17 protein-coding genes are annotated in these 18261 nt (G+C 70.7%); 4 read left to right on the top strand and 13 right to left on the bottom strand.

The features are described 5' to 3' along the window. Positions 1-66: 66 nt before the first annotated feature. The 9 genes from EBN88_RS00510 to EBN88_RS00470 all read right to left on the bottom strand — a co-directional run bounded on the left by EBN88_RS00510 (position 67) and on the right by EBN88_RS00470 (position 8180). Complete coding sequence (locus EBN88_RS00510) at positions 67-636, bottom strand: hypothetical protein (RefSeq protein WP_122181748.1); 570 nt, start codon at positions 634-636, stop codon at positions 67-69. A 175-nt stretch (positions 637-811) separates the two neighbouring features. Beyond that, complete coding sequence (locus EBN88_RS32525; protein ID WP_122181747.1) at positions 812-1264, bottom strand: XF1762 family protein; 453 nt, start codon at positions 1262-1264, stop codon at positions 812-814. Further along, the gene (locus EBN88_RS00500; protein WP_233580350.1) at positions 1261-2829 is read right to left on the bottom strand and encodes a type IV secretory system conjugative DNA transfer family protein; all 1569 of its coding nucleotides are present in this window, start codon (positions 2827-2829) and stop codon (positions 1261-1263) included. Before EBN88_RS00500 ends, EBN88_RS32525 begins: the two co-directional genes overlap by 4 nt. Next, entirely contained in the window at positions 2826-3218 is a 393-nt protein-coding gene (locus tag EBN88_RS00495) for a DUF6238 family protein (protein WP_233580349.1), read from the bottom strand. Before EBN88_RS00495 ends, EBN88_RS00500 begins: the two co-directional genes overlap by 4 nt. Positions 3219-3264: 46 nt before the next feature. Continuing rightward, complete coding sequence (locus EBN88_RS00490; RefSeq protein ID WP_122181768.1) at positions 3265-4743, bottom strand: SCO6880 family protein; 1479 nt, start codon at positions 4741-4743, stop codon at positions 3265-3267. Positions 4744-4745: 2 nt separating this feature from the next. Next, entirely contained in the window at positions 4746-5990 is a 1245-nt protein-coding gene (locus EBN88_RS00485) for an SCO6881 family protein (protein ID WP_456114796.1), read from the bottom strand. Positions 5991-6050: 60 nt separating this feature from the next. Further along, the gene (locus EBN88_RS00480; RefSeq protein ID WP_147472610.1) at positions 6051-6458 is read right to left on the bottom strand and encodes a hypothetical protein; all 408 of its coding nucleotides are present in this window, start codon (positions 6456-6458) and stop codon (positions 6051-6053) included. A 284-nt stretch (positions 6459-6742) separates the two neighbouring features. Further along, entirely contained in the window at positions 6743-7054 is a 312-nt protein-coding gene (locus tag EBN88_RS00475; protein ID WP_122181743.1) for a hypothetical protein, read from the bottom strand. A gap of 94 nt (positions 7055-7148) precedes the next feature. Beyond that, a complete protein-coding gene (locus tag EBN88_RS00470; protein ID WP_456114795.1) occupies positions 7149-8180 on the bottom strand; it encodes a C40 family peptidase in 1032 nt (343 codons plus the stop codon). Positions 8181-8543: 363 nt separating this feature from the next. On the opposite strand from EBN88_RS00470, the gene EBN88_RS00465 reads away from it, so the two are divergent. The 4 genes from EBN88_RS00465 (at position 8544) to EBN88_RS32620 (ending at position 11905) form a co-directional block, all read left to right on the top strand. Next, positions 8544-9308, top strand: coding sequence for a DNA-methyltransferase (locus tag EBN88_RS00465; RefSeq protein ID WP_122181741.1), 765 nt, complete (start codon positions 8544-8546; stop codon positions 9306-9308). After that, on the top strand, positions 9308-9970 hold the full coding sequence (locus EBN88_RS00460) for a DUF4913 domain-containing protein (RefSeq protein ID WP_122181740.1): 663 nt from the start codon (positions 9308-9310) through the stop codon (positions 9968-9970). The genes EBN88_RS00465 and EBN88_RS00460 overlap by 1 nt, the downstream gene beginning before the upstream one ends. Positions 9971-10382: 412 nt before the next feature. Continuing rightward, positions 10383-11126 (top strand): winged helix-turn-helix transcriptional regulator, encoded by a 744-nt coding sequence (locus EBN88_RS30335; RefSeq protein ID WP_158621291.1) that lies wholly within the window; start codon positions 10383-10385, stop codon positions 11124-11126. Between the two features lie 317 nt (positions 11127-11443). Continuing rightward, positions 11444-11905, top strand: a complete 462-nt coding sequence (locus tag EBN88_RS32620; protein WP_122181738.1) for a DUF317 domain-containing protein — start codon at positions 11444-11446, stop codon at positions 11903-11905. A gap of 494 nt (positions 11906-12399) precedes the next feature. Here EBN88_RS32620 and EBN88_RS00445 read toward each other — a convergent pair whose 3' ends face one another. From EBN88_RS00445 to EBN88_RS00425, 4 genes are all read right to left on the bottom strand, one after another. After that, positions 12400-12822 carry a hypothetical protein gene (locus EBN88_RS00445; RefSeq protein ID WP_122181737.1) on the bottom strand — a complete coding sequence of 141 codons (423 nt, stop codon included), beginning with the start codon at positions 12820-12822 and terminating at the stop codon, positions 12400-12402. Positions 12823-12963: 141 nt separating this feature from the next. Continuing rightward, positions 12964-13971 carry a hypothetical protein gene (locus EBN88_RS00440; protein WP_147472609.1) on the bottom strand — a complete coding sequence of 336 codons (1008 nt, stop codon included), beginning with the start codon at positions 13969-13971 and terminating at the stop codon, positions 12964-12966. Then, positions 13964-15940 carry a relaxase/mobilization nuclease domain-containing protein gene (locus tag EBN88_RS00435; protein WP_199742202.1) on the bottom strand — a complete coding sequence of 659 codons (1977 nt, stop codon included), beginning with the start codon at positions 15938-15940 and terminating at the stop codon, positions 13964-13966. Before EBN88_RS00435 ends, EBN88_RS00440 begins: the two co-directional genes overlap by 8 nt. A gap of 682 nt (positions 15941-16622) precedes the next feature. Continuing rightward, positions 16623-18227 carry a vWA domain-containing protein gene (locus EBN88_RS00425; RefSeq protein ID WP_233580348.1) on the bottom strand — a complete coding sequence of 535 codons (1605 nt, stop codon included), beginning with the start codon at positions 18225-18227 and terminating at the stop codon, positions 16623-16625. Positions 18228-18261 lie beyond the last annotated feature (34 nt).

Here is an 18261-nt window from a genome sequence, read left to right as displayed (position 1 = left end):
TGGTGGCCGACAGCCAGGCTGAGCGGGTGGTGCAAGCACGACTCCAAGGGGCTGGTCCGGATCGACTCAACGGCCGCGCGAGGTCGAGGCGTTGGGTGGGTTGTGCGGGGAGGGCGGAGTGGGGGCGGGTGGCTGACTGCGGGACGACCCAAGCCCGTCCGCCGGGGGGTGGCGAAGAATCTCGGCGACGGAAAGGAAGTCAGACGTGGCCCAGGACACCCGGGAAGAGATGATCTCGAGGTCGTCCAGCAACTGCGTGGCGCCCGGGTTCAGGCGCCTGAGTGACTCGTATGCGGCGTCGATGGCTTCCTCGAAGCGCTGGTCCTCGTGATTCACGACCGCCTCAATAAGCGTCGCCAGTTCGTCGACGTCCTCCGCCGTGGGGATGGCGCTGACGAGCCGATCCACCGAAGTGGTAATCCCGAAATGGGTGATCCCGGCCGCGACCAAAGTATCGACGGCACGGTGAATGACCGCTTCCTGCCGCTTGGGGTGGGCGGGGTGGTAGTGCTCCCCGGTGACGGTATCGCGGCGAAACCCGACGCTCTCCAAAGCTCGGCTGGCTTTGGAGCTGTAGGCGCCGAAAGCGGTCACCCGGGTGTCAGTGCGTGCGAAGCGGATGGTGGACCAGGGCAAGCTGCCTCCCGTGGGAAAGTGAGGTGATTTCTTTATGCGGGGAATTCCCCATTGAGCCCTGCAGCGGGCTCCCTGGTCAGTAAGCACAGGTCAGCCAGGTGAAAACCTCGAAATTCTTTCGGGCCTTTTGAAGACCTCTCGATATCCCTATTCCATGCGACGAGTATCCGCTGCACTATCCCACCGCCTCCCACAACGTGCGGGCAACATACTCAGTGCCTTGCGAGTTTCGTGGGCGAGATGGGGTGTGCCATCCAGGGCGGGGGCGCCGACGAGCGACGACCCGCCAATTGGCGCCCCGAAGGCTTGCCCCGCTCTCTCCGTCCTGGGTGTAGGTGATCAAGCGCGTGTAGCCCAGAGCTTTCGCCGCCCGCCATGCGGCACCGTACAATATCGAGTTGGCATTTCGGGCGCCGTCGCTGCAGGTACGAGTAACTTCCAGGGTGGCTCCGTCATCATAATGACGTGCGACTGGCCGGCCCACAATCGCGACTGCTCGGAGAATCCCGTCGTCGCCTGCGGCACCTACGGAAAATATCTGTCCGACCGGCGGGGGGTGATGACGATGCCAGTCCCGAACGAACGCAGCGGCCTCGCGGAACCGTACCGGCACGAGATGCAGACTCATACACTCCTCCCCGGCCCGTCTTGGGGCCGGAAATCCACAGCAGGGGATGAATGCGTCATCGGGCCGCCCCCCTTGGGTTCATCGGATTGAGGGTCTGCAGAGGTCGGCACCTCGTGGACTTCGCCAGTCATGCGGGCGTCGGTGTCGAACAGGGCCGCTTCCCTTTCGTGGAGGATGTGGTGGGTGATGAAGGAACGGTCGGCGACCTTCCACAGGCCTCGGCCGCGGGTCAGCGCGGAGATGGCTTGGATTTCGGTGCGGGTGAGTCCCAACAGCGTTGCGGCGGCGTTGAGTTGGTCTGCTTCTTGGCGGTAGATGACGCGGGTGGAGCAGTCGGCGAGGAGGCCTTCGGCCAGGGCCCTGCCACGTGAGCCAACGTCGCCTGCGGCCAGGAGGTCCGAGAGGCGGTGGATGATCATGAGGTTGGCGATGCCGAGCCCGCGCGAAAGCTTCCACTGGGCTTGCATGCGTTCGAGCAGTGGGAGGTGGCGCATCAGTCGCCAGGCCTCGTCGTAGATCACCCATCGCCGGCCGGCGTGCGGGTCGGCCAGGGCAGTCTCCATCCACGCGGAGGCGCAGGTCATGGCGAGTTCGAGGGCGGTTTCGCCGGTGTCGCCGAGGCGGGAGAGGTCGATGGTCAGGATGGGCAGCTCGGGGTCGAAGGCGACGGTGGAGGGGGCGTCGAAGAGGTGGGCGAGGTCGCCCCCAACGAGGCGGCGCATGGCGTGGGCGAGGTCGACGGCTGCCTCGCCCAGGTCGCCGGCGACGGTGCCGCCGCCGGAGCGCAGCAGGTCGGCCCGGTTGAGAGCGTGGTCGATGTGGCCTAGCAGCAGGGTGTGTCCGGCGGCTTCGGTGTGCGTGGTGGCCACGTCGAGCGCCACCTGCAGAGCGGTGTGTTCCATCGGCGCCAGGTCCCGCCCCAGCACCGTCTTGGCCAGGGATGTCAGGAGGGCCAGGCGCCGGCTGCGGGTCTGCCCGTCCCAGTCCTGGCGGCTCACCGAGCGCGGCCGGGGCGCGTCCAAGGGGTTGAGGCGGCCCGGCAGTCCTGGCCCCAGCGCGATGCTCGCCCCGCCGAGCGCGCGGGCGACCGGAGTCCACTCCCCCTTGGGATCGCACGGGACATAGACGCGGTAGCCGAAGACGCTGCTGCGCAGCGCGATGGACTTCGCGAGCGCTGACTTCCCCGTGCCGATCACCCCGGCCAGCACGACGTTCGGGTTGGTGAAGCCCTCGAGTGTTCCGTAGAGCTGGAAGGGGTCGAAGCAGAACGATGCTTCGGCGTGGACATCGCGGCCAAGGTAGATGCCGGCCGAGCCGAGTCCGCCCTCGGCCAGGAAGGGGTAGGCCCGGGCGGCGATGTGGGTGGTGATGCGGTGGGCTGCGGGAAGCCGTAGCCATCCGGCCCGGCCCGAGTCGGGTCCGGGACGTCCGCCCGACCCGAACAACGGCGCCGGCCACGCTCCCGTGGGCTGCTCCTCCTGCTCGTCCCGGCTCGTCCGCCGCCGCTGCGGCTGGTGGCGTTGGCGGCGCAGGAGGAGGTCGAGGTCCCGCTCCCCGGCCTTCATCCTGTCTCCCCGGTGGTCGGGTCGGGGTGGGTGGTATGACCGTGGATCGGGTCGTGTAGCTGGCCGCGGGTGGTGCGCAGCCGGGCCAGTGTGGAGGCGGCCAGGTGCCGGCGGCAGATCCCAAACCGGCGCCCGGCACCGGCTGTTGGGCTGGAAGGGGTGGCGTGGAACGCATCGTGCAAGCAGGAGGCTGCCTGCCACAGGCGCAGCCGCACAGCGGCCAGGTGGGATGCCTGCGCGGACAGGTCAGCGACCCGAGCCCCGCTGGTGAGGTCCTCGGCGACGTAGTGCAACTCCACCAGGTGAGCGTGGAGTTGGTCGAGGTCCTCGCGTGTGGCCGGCCCGGCGGCGGGGTGGGCCCATGGGTTGTGATGGGCGGGTGAACGCACAGCAAGGGGCCTTTCAACGCACGGACGGAGAAGAAAGAAGGAGGGGTTAGAGGGGGCGGGCCAGCGGCAGCGCGGCGGCGGTGAACGCGGAGGCCTGTTGCCAGGTCAGGCGGCGCAGGTCGATCCCGGCGTGGCCTGCGGCGGTCTCGATCGCCGCGCACGCCTCGGCCAGGGCCTGGCGGGTGTCGGCGGAGACGGTGACCAGCCCGGTGAACCGCACGTCGGCATGGCCGGCGATCAGCTGCCGCTCCCTGTCCTGGACGTCGGCGTACTCGATTCCGTGTGCTTCGGCCTCCACGCGGCCTCGGCGGGCTCGCTCGGCCGCGTCTGCCACAACGGAGGCTTTCCGGCGCTGGACATCGCGCAGGGCGGCGTCGATGGAGGAGGGCCGGTAGGTCAGCGAGACGGTCCTGCGCACGCCGGGCGCGAACAGCACCTGGTGGAGGAAGCCGGCGTGGGATTCGGTGCGGGGCCAGTCGTGGACCCAGTAGGTGGTGTGGCAGGCGGTGTCGGTGACCAGGTGGTCTGGGGTCTCCATCTGGACCAGGGGTCCTGCGGCGGCGGGGGCCGCTCGCGCGGTCGAGCTGGTCGAGCTGGGCGACCAGCGTTGGAGTGCGGGGAGGACGGCCGGGTCGTAGGCGGTGCGCATCACCGCGGCGATCTCCTCAGCCGTCAGCCACCCCAAGGACAGCAGTCCGGCCTGCCGGGCCGACTGGCCGAAGGAGGCGAGGAGTTGGCCGGCCACCGCGCAGGCGCCGCTCAGGCCGCCGCCGGCCCGGTTGATGACCCGGCGGGCGGCTCGCAGGTCGATCGCCAGCGCCACATAGGTTTCGTGGGGCGCGGCGGCCGGTCCGGCCGCTTGGATCAGGTCGCGGTAGATGGGCTCGGCCGGCGGCGCGATCGGCCGCGCCTGGCGGTCGGCGTGCCGGATCAGGGCGTCGCCGGCGTCCGGCACGGTGCGCTCCACCACCTGCACCGCGCGCAGGTGCCCGGTGCGTGCCAGCGTGGCAAGGGCCCGGCCCCAGCCGTCGACTTGGTCGGTCTGCACCGAGGGGTCCAGCAGCGCGAACGCGCGGGCGGCGGCGCGGACCACGACGGTCAGGGTGCGGGCGTGGGGGTCATACAGCGCGCCGAAGTGCCGGCTGGGGGCGGTGATCACGCGCAGGGAGCCGGCCGCGCCGGGTAGGTGGAGCGCGCCTTCCTGCTGGGGGCGGGTGGCCGGGTGGGCCAGCCACCGCAGCTGTCCGGTCATCCGCCGCCACAGGTAGGCGAGGATCAGCGGCGCCCAGTCCACCACCGGGCGGCCAGCGCGGCGCACCCAGATCACCGCCGCCAACCCTCCCCAGGCCGGGGCGAGTTGGAGGGCGCGCGGGATGCCGCCGGCGGTCAAAGCGGCAAGGAGCGCCACCACCCCGACCCCGGCGGCGGCCAGTTGCATGGCGGACAGGCCCACCAGCACGCCGCGCCGGGAGCGGTGGGGGAAGCGCACCGTCGGAGCGGGCGAGCCCTCGGCCGGCTGCGGCACGCTCACCGCCCGCCTTCCGGCGGCGCGGCCGGCGGGCGGCTGGACGGCGGCTTACGCAGGTCCGCAGGTGCCGGTGTCCAGCTCGGTGGCGGCACGGGCTGGGACGGTGCCTGCCGGTGCGCTTGGCCACCGGTAGGCGCTTGGGGATTGGCGGCCGGCGGCGTCGGGGACGGTGTTGATCCGGATGCGACGCCCTGCCCAGCAGATGCCGAGGTGGAAGAGGAGGAGGGGACCAGGCCCTCGGAGAAGGAGGCGGATGTCGGCCCCTGCGGCGCTGCCTTTCCCGCGCCCACGCCGGCGCCGGCCGCCAACACGGCAGTCTGCCGTAGGCGTTGGGCTCCGATCCCGATACCGGACGAGCCGGTGCGGTGTGCCTCCTCACCCGCACCGTCACCAGCCCACCGCACGAACCGGTACACGGCGACCGGGGAGAGCAGCACCAGGAGCATGACGACCAGGCCCGCGATGGCATCGGACAGCGCGGCCATGTCACCGGTATCCGCCGGAGAGGCCTCCCCCAGTGCCGCGACGCCCACCACGAAGACAACCGTCATCACGGCCTTCGAGACGATCAGCGTGGCGGTCAGCTCGATCCACCCACGCCGCATCCGGCGGCCGAACTCAAACCCCGCACCGGCGCCGGCGAAAGGGGCGAGTGCGAGGAGGATGAGGAGGCCGACCTTCCGAAGGATCATCACGCCCCAGAAGAGGAACGCGCCGATGGCCATCGCGAGCGCGACCAGCGCGGCCAGCGCCCACCCCAACCCGCCCAACGAGGCCAGCAGGGCGACGTCGACCAGGCGGCGCACCGCGTCGGGCAGCGAAGTGCCGGCGGCCTCGAAGAGCCCAGCGGAGAGTGCGTCGGTGACCGTCAGGGCGATCATCGTCACCGGCACCACGACGAAGGCGAACAGGCTGCCGTGGATGGTGCCGGTCAGGGCCCGGCGCAGCGCCACCCCATCCGCCCGCCACGCGGCGACCACAAGGTTCAGGCAGAACGCACCGACCAACGCAGTCAACGCGATCGGCACCAGCAGGGCGTAGTGGTCGCGAAACCACTGCGCTTCCAGGTTGACGGTAGTGGTGGAGTCTACGGCCGTGGCGGCGAGTTCGGCGGCCGAGCCCGCCAAGTCCCCCAGGGACGCGGCGATCCAGTCGCCGACCGGACCCATCACGGCGCCGGCCCCGGCGGTGGCCGCCTCGCCGACGGCGTCGCAGACCATGTTGATCCCCGGAACATCACACACGCCCGGCACCGCAACCACCCCCCGACAAGTTCGGCTTGGTGGTGCTGATGGTGGCGCGGGTCATGGGGCGACCCCCGGGAGGACGCCGACCAGCGCACACAGGGTGTCGGGGCGGCACTGCACGGCCAGGGTGATGGCCCGCTCCTCCGCACCGCGTCCGCCATCAGTCCAGTGGATCGACTGCCGACCGGTCACCGTCACCGCATAGACCCCGTTCTGGCGAACCAGCTCGGGCCGGTTTTGGAGGACCTCCCGGAAGGACTCCGGATACCGGCCGGCGTCGACCTCGGCGGTGGCGTACTGCTCGATCTGCGCCAGCTGCCCCCAGACCTCCTCCGGCGGCACCGTCGCCAACACCGAGTCGACGTCGGCCAGTTCCTCCTCGCCGGTCATCAACCCGGCCAGCTGCTCGACGCGTTCCCGGTGGGTGGTGGTGCGGGTGTCGTAGACCCACAAGAGGCCGGCCACGGCTTCGGCGTAGGCGATCGGGTCCGTCGAGGACGGCTGCGGCACCGGCCCCGGGCGCTCAGGCGGGATGGGCAGACGAGGAGTAGGACTCGAAGCGCCATCACCCGGCCGCGGCAGCCCCCTGCCTTCCTCCCGTGCCGACATCCCAGCGCCAGATGAGTCGTTCCCGTTGAGCAGGGCGACCGCCAGTCCGCCGGCTGCCACGATCGCCAGCACCAGAAGGCCGATCAGCACCCGCCGCACGCGCGGCACCCTGGCATGGAGGAGGGGGGAGGTGGTCTTCGTCATTCGACACGCTCCCCAAGCGCGCTGAAGAAGGCAATGATGCCGTTGGCCGCGCCCAGCAGCAAAGCGGAGCCGGTCGCGACCAGCAGCCCCCTCTTGCCCGTCTGCTCGGCACCGGGGCTCGACCCGAAGTGCCCGTAGGCCCAGGCCGTGGCGGCCAGGGCGAATGCGCCGACGATCGCGATGATTCCGTAGAGATTGATCGAGCCCATGACGTCCACCAGGACATCGAGCCCGGGCAGCCCGCCCTCCTCGGGTGATATGCCGGGGTCATATGCCAGAACGGAGCGGACGAGGGTGGATATGCCCATGCGGGATCTGTCTCCTCGGGGAACGAGAAAGCGAAGGGAGAGAAAGAGGGGGACGGCGGGGTGGTCCGCCGGAGAAAGTGCCGCGAACGCGGACTTAGGGGACGATGCGCCTGATGTAGCTGATCTGGCCGGCCCAGTCCTGCAGCCGGGAGACCTTCACGACATCGCCCGTGCGGGGTGCGTGCACCACCAGGCCCTGCCCGAGCGCCATCCCGACATGGTCGGGTCCATCCGGCCCCAGACCGGTCAACACCAGATCACCCGGCCGGATATCGGCTTCGGCGACGGGCTGCCCGTCATGGATCTGGGTGTAGGTGGTGCGGGAGATGCTCACCCCGGCCGCGCGGTAGGCGGCCTGCATCAGGCTCGAGCAGTCGCACCGGCCCATCGGATCGGGCCCTCGCGGCGCCGTGCAGGTGCCGCCCCACTGGTAGGGGGTGCCCAGCTGCGCCAGCGCCCAGTGGATCGCGACCGCCACCTCACCGGGCACCCCGGCCGGGATCTGGTAGCCGGCCGGCAGCTCGCCAGCCGGGATCTCCAACAACACGCCAGAAGGAGTGGCGCAGTTCGCGAGGGCGTCGTCGGCGGCGGTCGGCACGAGGGCGGCGTGCAGGTCGACGGCGAGGGACTCCCACCGGGCGTAGGCATCCGGGTAGGCGCTGCGCTGCACCCGCTGGGCGGCCACGGCCAGCGGCATCTCCTGCCACCCGGCCACCTCAAGGAGCGCGCGGTAGAAGCGGGTTGAGGCGTAGGTGGGGTCTTGGATCTCCTGCGCGCTGCCCCACCCCTGCGAGGACCGTTGTTGGAAGAGGCCCAGGGAGTCGCGGTCGCCGTACTCCAGGTTCCGGAGGCTGGATTCCTGCATCGCGGTGGCCAGCGCGATGATCTGCCCCCGCGCCGGCACCCCAAGATCCCCGCCGGCGGCCAGGATCTGGGCGGCTGAGGCGATCTGCTCCTCATCCAGCAGCACCTCGTGCCGGTCCTGGATCAGGGCCGCCACCTCGCGGGCATCGGCCGGGATGCCTGCGGCAAGCCAGTCGGGTGCCAAGCAGCCAGCGGCAGCTGGGGCACCGCCGCCCACAGCGACGGCCGCAGCGAGGGCGACCATCACCGGGGAGGTGGCCATCACCAAGCCAACCCCCAACGCCGTCTTCTTCACTGGTTTCTCCCGCGTTTTCCGCGCCGTCCGGAAGAGAGAGCGATCTCTTCCGGACGGCTCGCCCATGCCCTCGAAGCGATCACCCGAGGCGTAATCTGCCGCGCACGACACATCCCCCCTTCTGTCGAATTACAAGCAGGCCAAGCCCGCGATGTCGAGTTGCCTCTCGACGTCGTGATCGACTGTAGAGACGAATCACGGTCGCCCCAACTGGCACTGTCAGCAGGCGGGGTTAGCCCGCGGTTGCGGCGGGCTATACGCTTTCTTGGGGCGACACGATCCGGCGCCTATCCTCGGCTCTCCTTCGTCTTTTGATTTCGGGGAGTCGATTTGCCTTTCTCTCTCCACCAGGGGGATGCCCTGATGGTGATGGCCACCCTGCCCGACCAAGCGGTCGACTGCGTCATCACCGACCCGCCCTACAACTCGGGTGGCCGCACCACGACCGAGCGGACCAGCCGCACCGCCCGCGCCAAGTACGTCAGCGGCGGCGTGCGCCACCACCTCGCGGATTTCGACGGCGAGAACAAAGACCAACACTCGTACGGGTATTGGCTCACGCTCAACCTGACGGAGGCATACCGCCTTTCGAAGCCCGGCAGCCCCGCGCTGATCTTCACAGACTGGCGGCAGGTATCCACCACGGCAGACGCCCTGCAAGCCGCTGGATGGACCTGGCAGGGAATCGCCACCTGGCACAAGCCCGCCGCCCGCCCCCGAAAGGGAGGCCTGCGCCAGGACAGCGAATACATCGTCTGGGGAACCAAGGGACGCATCGCCGCCTCCCAGAACCCGGTCTATCTCCCCGGCCTGTACTCCGCATCACAGCCTCGCAAGGACCGACAGCACATCACGCAAAAGCCTCTCGCGGTCATGCGGCAGCTGGTGCGGATATGCCCCCCTGGAGGGACTGTCCTCGATTTCTGCTGCGGGTCCGGCTCCACCGGCGTCGCCGCCCTCCAGCAAGGGCTGGACTTCATCGGCATCGAGATGAGCCCGCACTACGCCGGCATCGCCCGCAGCCGCCTGGAGACCGCGCTCAACCAGACCACCGGACCGGACGACCTGGGCCTGGCCGGCCCCGAGGAGCAGTGATGACCGACAGCCCCGAGCCCACCACCCCCAACCAGCTCACCCTGCGGGAAGCAGCCCCACCACCGCAGGAACCGGCCGCGCCGGAGCAGGTCGACGAGCCGGAGCAGGTCGAGGAGCATCTGCCCGAGCCGATACGCCTGGACCCCGCCGACCTCGCCACCCATCTCGCCCGACTCAGCAACGTCTTCAACAACCCCGCCGAAGACAACGAGTTGGACCCCTTGGAGGACCTCGACGACGAGCTGCCGCAGCCAGCCCGGCCGGGTGGAGCCGGATTCATCCTGCTCAAGCACGGCCGCGCACGCGAGCGCGAACTGGCCCGGCTGGTGCGGTGGGTAGATGACATCCTGCTACCGAACTACGGCCGGGAAATCTCCACCCCGGTGCCCTGGTGCCCCTGGTGGCCGCAGCACCCCGAGGCCGTCGCCCGCCTGCACGCCCTGTGGGCGGCCTGGCGCCAGCACATCGCACGGGACGCCGGCCCCTCAGGTCCGGCGATCTGGCACCGCGACTTCCTGGACCACACCATGGCCCAACTCCGCTCTGCTATGGGCCCGTTCGCCGCGTGTATGACCCACCCCCACCGGCCCGCCCACCGCCTCCTGCCCCCTCCCCCCAACACCAACACCGATGACCCCGGCGTCCCGAACGCCGAAGCCTGATGCCGGCCCGCTTCGGCTTCGCCGCGGACCCCCGCGCCATCGAAGACCTCCGCCGCCTACCCATCGGCATCCGCGATATGGCCCTCCTGCAACTCCAATCGCTAGTCCACGGCGAGCAGCGCGGCACTTCTCTTGGGAAGCGCGCGGGGGTGGACCTCTCGGGGTATCGGCGTCTGCACGTCGACCCGGACGCCGAGTGGCGCATCGTCTTCCGCGAACGTGCCGCCCCGACATCTCGCGAATTCCGGCGCGAGATCTTCGTCATCGCGATCGGTCCACGCGAGGCGCACGAGGTGTACAACACCGCGGCCCTCCGCCTCGGCCGCCTCCCCTCCCACGCTCCCGTCCCGCGACACCTCTCCGTGCTCACCACCCGACCGGCCCCCACCAACTCATCTCCTGGACGCCGCCGATGACCACTGCCACGCTCCACGCACCGACCTGGCACGCCCTCACCGACCACCAGCTCACCCACGCCACCACGGCCGTCGAGGTGCTGGCCCGGCCATGGACCACCCGCCTGCTCCATGCGGTGCACCAGCGCGGGCCCTCCACCGTCGCCGAACTCGCCCGAGCCATACCGCATCTGACCCGCAGCACAGCCGAGGACCACCTCGCCCGGCTCGTCGACGAACGCCTCCTCCACCCCCTCGTCCACACCGGCCCGGCACTGTGGGCCCTGGCCCCCGCCGGGCGCGCTCTGGCCCCCCTCTACGCCCAACTCCTGCACTGGTGGCCCGAAACCTCGGCCCGGTGCCCGCGTACCCAGCGCATCGAGACGGCGCTCGCGCTCCTCGCCCGCCGCCACACCCTGCTCCTGCTGTCCACCTTCGCCGCCACCGGCCCGGCCACCCTGCACGCCATCGCCCACCGGCTGCCCACCGTCTCCCGCGCCACCATCTACGCCCGAGGAACCCACCTCCTCCTCCGCCACCTCCTGACCCCCACCAGCGGGTCGGACAGCGCCCGAGGCCAGACCTACCACCTCACCCCCCACGCCCACGCACTCCCACCCCTCCTGCACCGCCTCGCCACCTGGCACACCACTCACCACCAGCCACAACCCGCACCACACCGCTCCCCTCGCCTGTCCTACCGGCCCAGCGACCTGTTCTCCGAGGCCGCCTTCGACCACGTGGGAGATGACCGCGCCTGAACACCGCCGACCAGCCCACCCCGGAAGCCTGGAGTTGGGTCAGCCCCATCTATCTGGCCGGCTCCCGCGACGCCCCCGAGCACGCCCTCGCCCCGCTGCTGGCCCAGGACTGGCCCCTCCACCGCGACTCCGCTGGAAACTGGCACATCTCCAGCCCGGACCACACCATCCGCATCGGCTACCTGCTCGAACGAGATCCCGCACAGCCCTGGCGCATCACCACCGCGAGCGACCCCTACGGACAGCCCCTGTGGACGGCCCACGCCACGGTGGCGCCCGAGGAACTCCTTCGTCCGTTCTTTCGTACGCTCGGGGAGATGTGCCACCACGGTGCCCACCAACACCTCATCGGCCCGCTCGCGCCTTACCTCGCCACCGCTCCCCTGGAGCGGGCCGGGTGGACGACGCACCAGGCCCAAGGCCGCGTCTTCACCACCTCCCCCGACACCCAGGCAGTGGCCATCCAGGCAACCCCGTCCACGCCCGAGACCAGTCCCCTGTCGGTCCCCGGCTGGCAGATCGGCGCCGGACGCCAAGACGCCGCCTGGTGGATCACCTTCAGCCGGGCGACCCCCACCCCCCTGATCGGCGCCCTCACCACCGCCATGACCGACCCCACCCCCACGCGCCGTCACCCACACCGACTCCCCGCCCCCAGCGCCCACATCACCATCTCCCAATCGTCCACAGGCCCCTCACCGCCTCCTGCTCGTCCCGCTCCTCCGCCGTCAGCGGCAGGTGCCAGCCGAAGCCGAGCAAGCAGCCGACTCACCCGCTAACAAGGTCAACGGGCTACGCGAACAAGGTCGCGTAGCCCGTTCACCTTTCTATGTCGGTCGTCATCCTCCAGCGAGGTCGACCGTCAGGTCCAAGTCCATGGACAAGGGTCTCCAGCCGGCGCTCGGCGGTCACACGGTCCGGAGCGGTGACGATGGCGAAGCTGACCCTCGCGTCCGCCGCAGTCCCGCGCGGCGGAAGCGTCAGCAACTCGCTGGGGCGGCGGAGCCAGCTCAGTTCGTGGACCCAGGGCCGGCCGGTGGTGAGCAAGGAACACGTCCGCAGCGTTGCCGCTGCCCCGCACCTTCAGCTGTTCAACTCCGGGTGCCAGAGGCGCTGTCTCGCGCGCTTCGCCTTACGGCAGGCGCACCGTCGCGTCCGTCGTCGAGAAGCACCTCGTACACCGCGCCCGATCGCCCAGTAGTCCCCGATCCGCCTGCTGTTGATCGTCTCGTCGGTTGGGGGTCGGTGCTCGCCTCGGTGCCGGAGGGCGGGGTCACCAGTAGATACCGGCGAAGGTACCGTCGAACCCGAGCGACTTGTCCCGGTGGTGGGCGTCGGTGAAGTATCCGCAGATGCGCCCGGTGTGGCGGCGATACCAGTCGGCGGGGATCTGTAGCTCGACCCACTGATGGGTGCAGCGGCACCGCACGGAGACCTCGTCGGTCGCAAGGTGCAGAAGCAGCAGCCAGTCACGCCGCGCGCCACAGGCCGCGCAGGTCAAAATGCCCTGCTGCAGGGGCAGTTCGAAGGGGTAGTCCCATACCCAGTGGGTGACCTCGCGGCCGCGGCCAAGGGCCTTGGCGGTGTCGGGGCAGGGGATGGGCTCGGTGGTCGCCGGCGGCGCACCAGCGGGGCCGGGTACTGCCTCCTGCTCGTGCGGGCGGTGGGTAACCCGCCGTCTGAGTCGGTTGAACACCGCGCCCCTCCGGTCTCGTTGCTGTCGTGCGAGACCAGCATCATGCGACCAGCCTCGGCAGTTGTCCACCGACGTTTCCCAACACACCCACCAGGCAGGCTGAAAGCCTCGCGGAGGCGACGAGGGGGAGCTTCGCCATCGTCAATCGCGGGTACGCCGCCGGCCTGGTGAGGACGGCGGCGTCGGGGGCAGGCGACCGACAGCGAAGTCCGGCGGCGGCGGGAGAAGGGCTTCGAAGGCCTCCGACGCCTCCTGCGCGGTGGCGAAGCCATGCTCGACCACGCGGTAGGTGAACGTCGGGGACGTGGTGAACGTGTCCTCCACGAGTAGCCGGTAGGGCGATGCGGTGTCCTGGTGGTCGAGCAGGATGACGCTGGTCTTGATGGCGCCTGTTCCCGGGTTGTGGGTGTAGTCCTCCACGAGGCTGTATCGGTCGGGGCTGGTGGCGATCGTGTGCTCGATCCTCACAGTGCCCGCGTCGGCCGGAATAGGGCTGCCAGCCGGGTAGAGCGGGGCCGGGCACCCCAAGGCCAGGAGCCAGACCCGCGCCAGCGGCCACAACGGCACTTCCTGGTCGGCAAGATCAAAGGTGCCGGCGGTCGGATCGCGGGTGATGTGCAGGCCGACGTACTCGCGCGCTCCGGGGATGTCGCTCAACATGGCCGCGTTGTCGTAGAGGAGGAGGTAGCTGTCGCGGTGATCCAGGCTGTGCTGGTGTGCGAGGACGCTCAAGTCCGCAGCCCGCAGGTCGAGACCGTCGGCAACGGCGGCTACCGAATCGCTGACGGGCTCCAAGTCCTCCAGCAGGTGAAGGTCGTCGAGAGTGGCGCGCACCACTGCGGCACGCAGCAGGCGTTCGGTGTCGACGGCGCCCACCCGGGAGGCAAGGTAGGCAACTTGGCGGCCCGGGCCGGCAGCGTTGATGGAGAGGGCCACGTCGAACGCATCCTCCGGCTTTCGGCTGGACGTCGGTGAGACGGCGGTGGCGTCGCCAGTGAGAGCTTCCTCGTAGGCGGTGTGATGCACGACGCCGGCCAGATCGGAGGGTGCGACGCCAAGGGAGGTGGCGAGCGCGACGAGACGCCGCTGGTCGTCCCCACCATCGAAGGGCAACTGCTGGTTCGAGATCGGGTCTCCCGGGTCAAGCAAGGTGGCGGCGGGTGGCGGGCGCGGCGGTCGCAGAGGGAGTAGTGGGCAGGGAGGGGGCCTCGGGGGCCGCGCCGGGGATGCTGCGGATCAGGGCCTCCGTGTCGACCGCGCCGAGGCGGGCCGACAGGAAGGAGATCTGGCCGGCCAGGCCGAGGTTGTTCACTGCGGCGGCAGCTGCTGCGGCCTCGTCGTGAACGGCCTCGTCGAGGTCCAAGGGCTCCAGGTGAAGGGCCTGGGCCAGGTCGAGGAGGCGGTCGACCTCATGCTCGTTCGGCTCATGAGCGGTTGGCGGGCCCTGGGGCATGGTGTGTTCTCCACGGGCTATCGGTTGCGGGTGGGTCGGGCTGTTGGTCTGCGGACGGTTGTGCGGGTTCTGGGCCTCGGCGAGGCGTTGCACGCGCCAGACGAGCACGTCGATCACGGAGTCGGCGGAGCGCAGTTCGCGGCGAGCGATGACGTGGCGCAGCGTCGGGACGAGGTCGACGTCCGGGTGGGAGCTGTGGAAGGTGGCGAGGGCGGCGGCCAGGATGGGCCAGCGGGGGTCGGTGAGGATCTGCTCGGCCAGGTCCGGCGCCGCAGCGGAGTGAACGGCGTTGGCGAGTTGCGCGTGGACGGGCGGGGCGAGGCGGAGCCCACGCTCGTAGAGGCCGGCCATGTGGGGGCGGGCGGTGATGCCGTAGGCGGCGCGCAGGTGGGCGGCGGCGGCGAGTGCGGCGGCGGCCTGCTGTTGGTGCTTGTGAGCGGCGTGCCAGCGGTGGGTGGCGACCACGAGGAGAAGGAGGGCCGAGAGGAGCATGGCGCTGGTGGCGCCGTCCTGCCCGCGACCCAACGCGGGGCCGGAGGAGAGGAGTTGGCGTGCGGCGTGGCGCAGGGCTTGGTGGTGGGCGTGGGCGGCGCGGTGGTGGAAGCGCGTCGCGCGTTCGAATGCGGCAGCGGCAGCGACGACGTGGTGCCGGGTGGGTCCGGTGGCGGTGGTGGCCAGGGCGTCGAGGATCTCGCCGGTGCCGGTGAGGTAGTCGGCCGCCTGGTCGTCGTCTGCGTCGGTCAGTTCGGCGGCGGTGTGCCAGGCGACGTCGGCGGCCTCGCGGGCAGCCGTTGCGGGTGTGGGCAGCACCTCTGCGCTGTCAACACTGGTGGCAGTAGAGGTGAGGCGTCGGGTGATCTGCGGCCAGGACAGGTCGGGGGCGAGCTTTCCGCCGGAGTACCAGATCGGGTCACCGGCGGCGGTGACGTGGTCGGGAAGGGCGAGGGTGTAGCCGATGATGTCGCCGGAGGGGGCCCGCCGAAGCCGGACGAGCACCCTGTGTTCGTCGAGGCGGTCGAGGAACTCGGGGGCGTCGCGGGAGCCGGCCAGGGACTGCCGCACGAGGGTGCGTAGTTGGTCGCGCGGGGCGGTCTCCCGCCCCAGCCGGATGGCCGCATGGCGTTCGGCTCGCGGGGCGGTCGGCGCGGCGGTTCCATCACCGGGGTTGAGCTGGCGCAAGCCGTACTCCTTCTCGATGGCGCGGCAGGTGGCCTGGGCCTTGCGGCGTTCGAAGGATCGGTCTGGGCGGCGACCGTCTTCGCGGACCAGGGTGGCCACGATGTGGATGTGGTCAGCGGCGTGACGGACCGCGACCCACCGGCAGCCAGCCGGGTCGTCCCTGTCGGCGATGCCGACGGCGGCCAGCACGCGCCCGGCGATCGCGGCCCATTCCGCGTCCGAGAGGAGGCGGTCCTTCGGCGCCGCTCGGATCGAGCAGTGCCACACGTGGGAGGTGGGTCGGCGTGTGCCGGCGGCGGCCAAGGGTTGATCCAGCAGGCGCGCCAGCGCCGCGAGGGAGGCGTCCGGGTCCCGGCCCGGGTCAGGTGCGGCCGGGTCCCAGCCACCCACGAGGTGGGGGTCGGTGTGTTCTTCGCGGAGCCCTGGCCCGTAGAGGTAGACGAGCAGGCCGATCGTCCGGGAGCCGGTGGAGATTTTCGGTATCACCGGTCAGGATCAGCGTCCTCGCCCCTCGCTTCGCGTGGGGGGTTCCGGGGCGACGGCAGGAGAGGGCGGGGCGGGGGCAGGGTGCTTGGCGGCTCGCTGAAGATCGACCGCGAGGGTGCCCAGTAGGAAGTGCATGTCCTCGGCGAGGTCGCTGAGTTGGTCTGCGGTCGTCACCACCGCGTGGTGCGCCCAGCGATCGTGTGTGGACGCCTGGCCCTGTTCGTCTGGCCCCCAGGAGGCGATATCCAGCAGCATCTCCCGGAAGCGTTCACTGACCTCGTCAGCGTCTCGAAGGGCGGACCGGAAGACCTCGTGAAGCTGCTCGACGGTGGTGCAGTCGGCCACGCGTTGCCGCCACGCGGCCGTGGTCTGCTCCGCTGCGGCGGTTGCCGGCCGTTCACGCAACCATCGCCGGGCCCAGCGCTGTTGGTCTGCCTCAGTGGGCTCTCCCGTCCGGTGGGAGCGGATCTGCTCACTGTCTCGCCCCACGTTGTCGTACAGCTCGAAATCAGGGGCGTATCCCATATCGTTGGCTTCCGTTCGGCAGAGGCGCGCGACGGTTTCGCACGCGCGGTCAAGGGACTTTGCATCAGTGGGGGCGACTTGGACCTGCTGGCGATCGGTGGTAGAAGGCCAACCCCTGCGCTGCCCCGTGAGGGCCGGCTCAAGGGGGTGCGTCCCTCTAGCGCCTGCGGGTCGAGGCGCCGCGGACAGCTGCGGTGGCGGCCTGCGCGATCACGCTGGCAGCTTGGTCGGGGCGGTGGAGTTCCACCAATGTGACGCCAGGCAGGGGTTTGGGGTGGGGGGCGAAGGCCAGCCACAGCACTGAGCAGCCGGCGGCCCGCAGGCGAGCTACGCGGTCGGTCGCACGCTCTATCTGCTGGTCCGGATGCCAGCCGTCGGAGGCGATGGCCAGGAGACGGCCGGCGCCGGGCCGGTCGAGGTCAAGCGCGGCGGTGAGGGCGTCGATGGCCTCGGTGATGTGTTCGTTGCCGCCCTTGGTGTCGAACTCGGTCACGTCCTTCGGGGCTCGGCCGGGGGCGGTGATCGGCGTGACGTGCCGCGCGAACGCGACGGTGGCGGTGCGGGATTGGGCGTCGAGGCGGGTGGCGGCGTTGGCGACGATCCACGCTGCCGACGCGATTGGCCCCACTGCGTTCGTCATGGAACCGGAGATGTCCACCGCGATCCCTACCCGCAGGGGTGGCGTCGGTGTCGCGCGCCGCACGGAGCGCTTCCAGGGGGTGGCGGTCGGGGTGGCTCCGGCGGCGAGTTGGGCATCCCGGGCGAGGGCCTGGCGCACGCTCAAGCGCCCGGGGGGCGTGGTGGAGGAGACTTGGGTGACGGTGCGTTCGCGGTAGGCGGCACGGCGCAGGCCGCGGGCGAGCTGACCGGCCGCTGCCTTCTCGGCGTCCGTAGGCGCGCGCGTTCCGCGGATCGTGCCCTTTCTTCCGGCACCGCCGGGACCGAAGACCTGCTTGGCCAGTTCTTCGGCGTTCCTCCTGATCGAAGTTGCCTCGCTTCGGGCGGCACGGGCTGCGGCACGCGCGGCATCGGCGCGCGCCGCCTCCTCGGCCTCGTCGCGGTCCCGCTCCACCATCCGAGCGTCCAACTGGTCCAGGGCGTCCGCGAGCGCGGTGTGGACCGCGTCGACCTCGGATCGTGTGAGGGCGGGCGTGCCGCCTCCGGGGCCTTCCAGGGCTTGGCACCAGTCCAGGCCGTGCTGGAGCATCGCTTCGTGGTCGTCATCCGCGGTGCGATGAGCCGCCTGCCAGATCTCCCGCAACCGCGCGAGGAGTTCGGAGCCGAGCAGGCGGTCCAGCACGGGTTCAAGGGGTGCTGTTTCCTCGGGATCGAGTATTCCGGCATCACGGCGTGCCAGGAGTAGGCCGCCTGCCACGGCCGCCGCCTCCCGGGTCGTCGGCATCGAGGCCAGGATGTCCTGGGCGATCAGTGTGCGAGTGGCCTCGCGTAGCCAGCGTCGATCTTGAGGTCGGCGGGCCACGTGCGCGTGCTCCGCCCTTGATTCCTCCAGCAGGGTCGCCGCCTGGTCCGCCTCGGTGCCGCGCCGTCCCATCGGGGCCTCCCATCGGGAGTGCGCGGCGTGCGCGGCCTCATGCACCAGGACTCCCCAGGCGGCCGGGTAGCGCTCCTCGTCACCGGCCCGCCTGGGGTCGATCGATGCCGGAGCCAGGTGTTCCAGCAGCTGGGCGTCGAACTCCAACTCGGCGGTGGCAGGGTAGAAGGCGGCCGGTGCGCCGGAACGGGTGCCGTGCCGGCAGGTCACCAGGACGTCCTCGCGGCCGGCTAGTTCCGCCACC

The organism is Streptomyces triticirhizae, assembly GCF_003696235.1.
GTDB lineage: Bacteria > Actinomycetota > Actinomycetes > Streptomycetales > Streptomycetaceae > Streptomyces > Streptomyces triticirhizae.
The sequence above is the reverse complement of the archived record's forward strand: the minus strand, read 5'-3'. Positions and strand labels throughout refer to the sequence as shown.

What these genes read in the sequence shown, in the direction of transcription:
- EBN88_RS00500 (WP_233580350.1), bottom strand. Translation starts at nt 2,829, where the DNA reads ATGAAGGCCGGGGAGCGGGACCTCGACCTCCTCCTGCGCCGCCAACGC.
- EBN88_RS00460 (WP_122181740.1), top strand. Translation starts at nt 9,308, where the DNA reads ATGACCGACAGCCCCGAGCCCACCACCCCCAACCAGCTCACCCTGCGG.
- EBN88_RS30335 (WP_158621291.1), top strand. Translation starts at nt 10,383, where the DNA reads ATGACCACTGCCACGCTCCACGCACCGACCTGGCACGCCCTCACCGAC.
- EBN88_RS00475 (WP_122181743.1), bottom strand. Translation starts at nt 7,054, where the DNA reads ATGGGCATATCCACCCTCGTCCGCTCCGTTCTGGCATATGACCCCGGC.
- EBN88_RS32525 (WP_122181747.1), bottom strand. Translation starts at nt 1,264, where the DNA reads ATGAGTCTGCATCTCGTGCCGGTACGGTTCCGCGAGGCCGCTGCGTTC.
- EBN88_RS32620 (WP_122181738.1), top strand. Translation starts at nt 11,444, where the DNA reads ATGTGCCACCACGGTGCCCACCAACACCTCATCGGCCCGCTCGCGCCT.
- EBN88_RS00470 (WP_456114795.1), bottom strand. Translation starts at nt 8,180, where the DNA reads ATGGCCACCTCCCCGGTGATGGTCGCCCTCGCTGCGGCCGTCGCTGTG.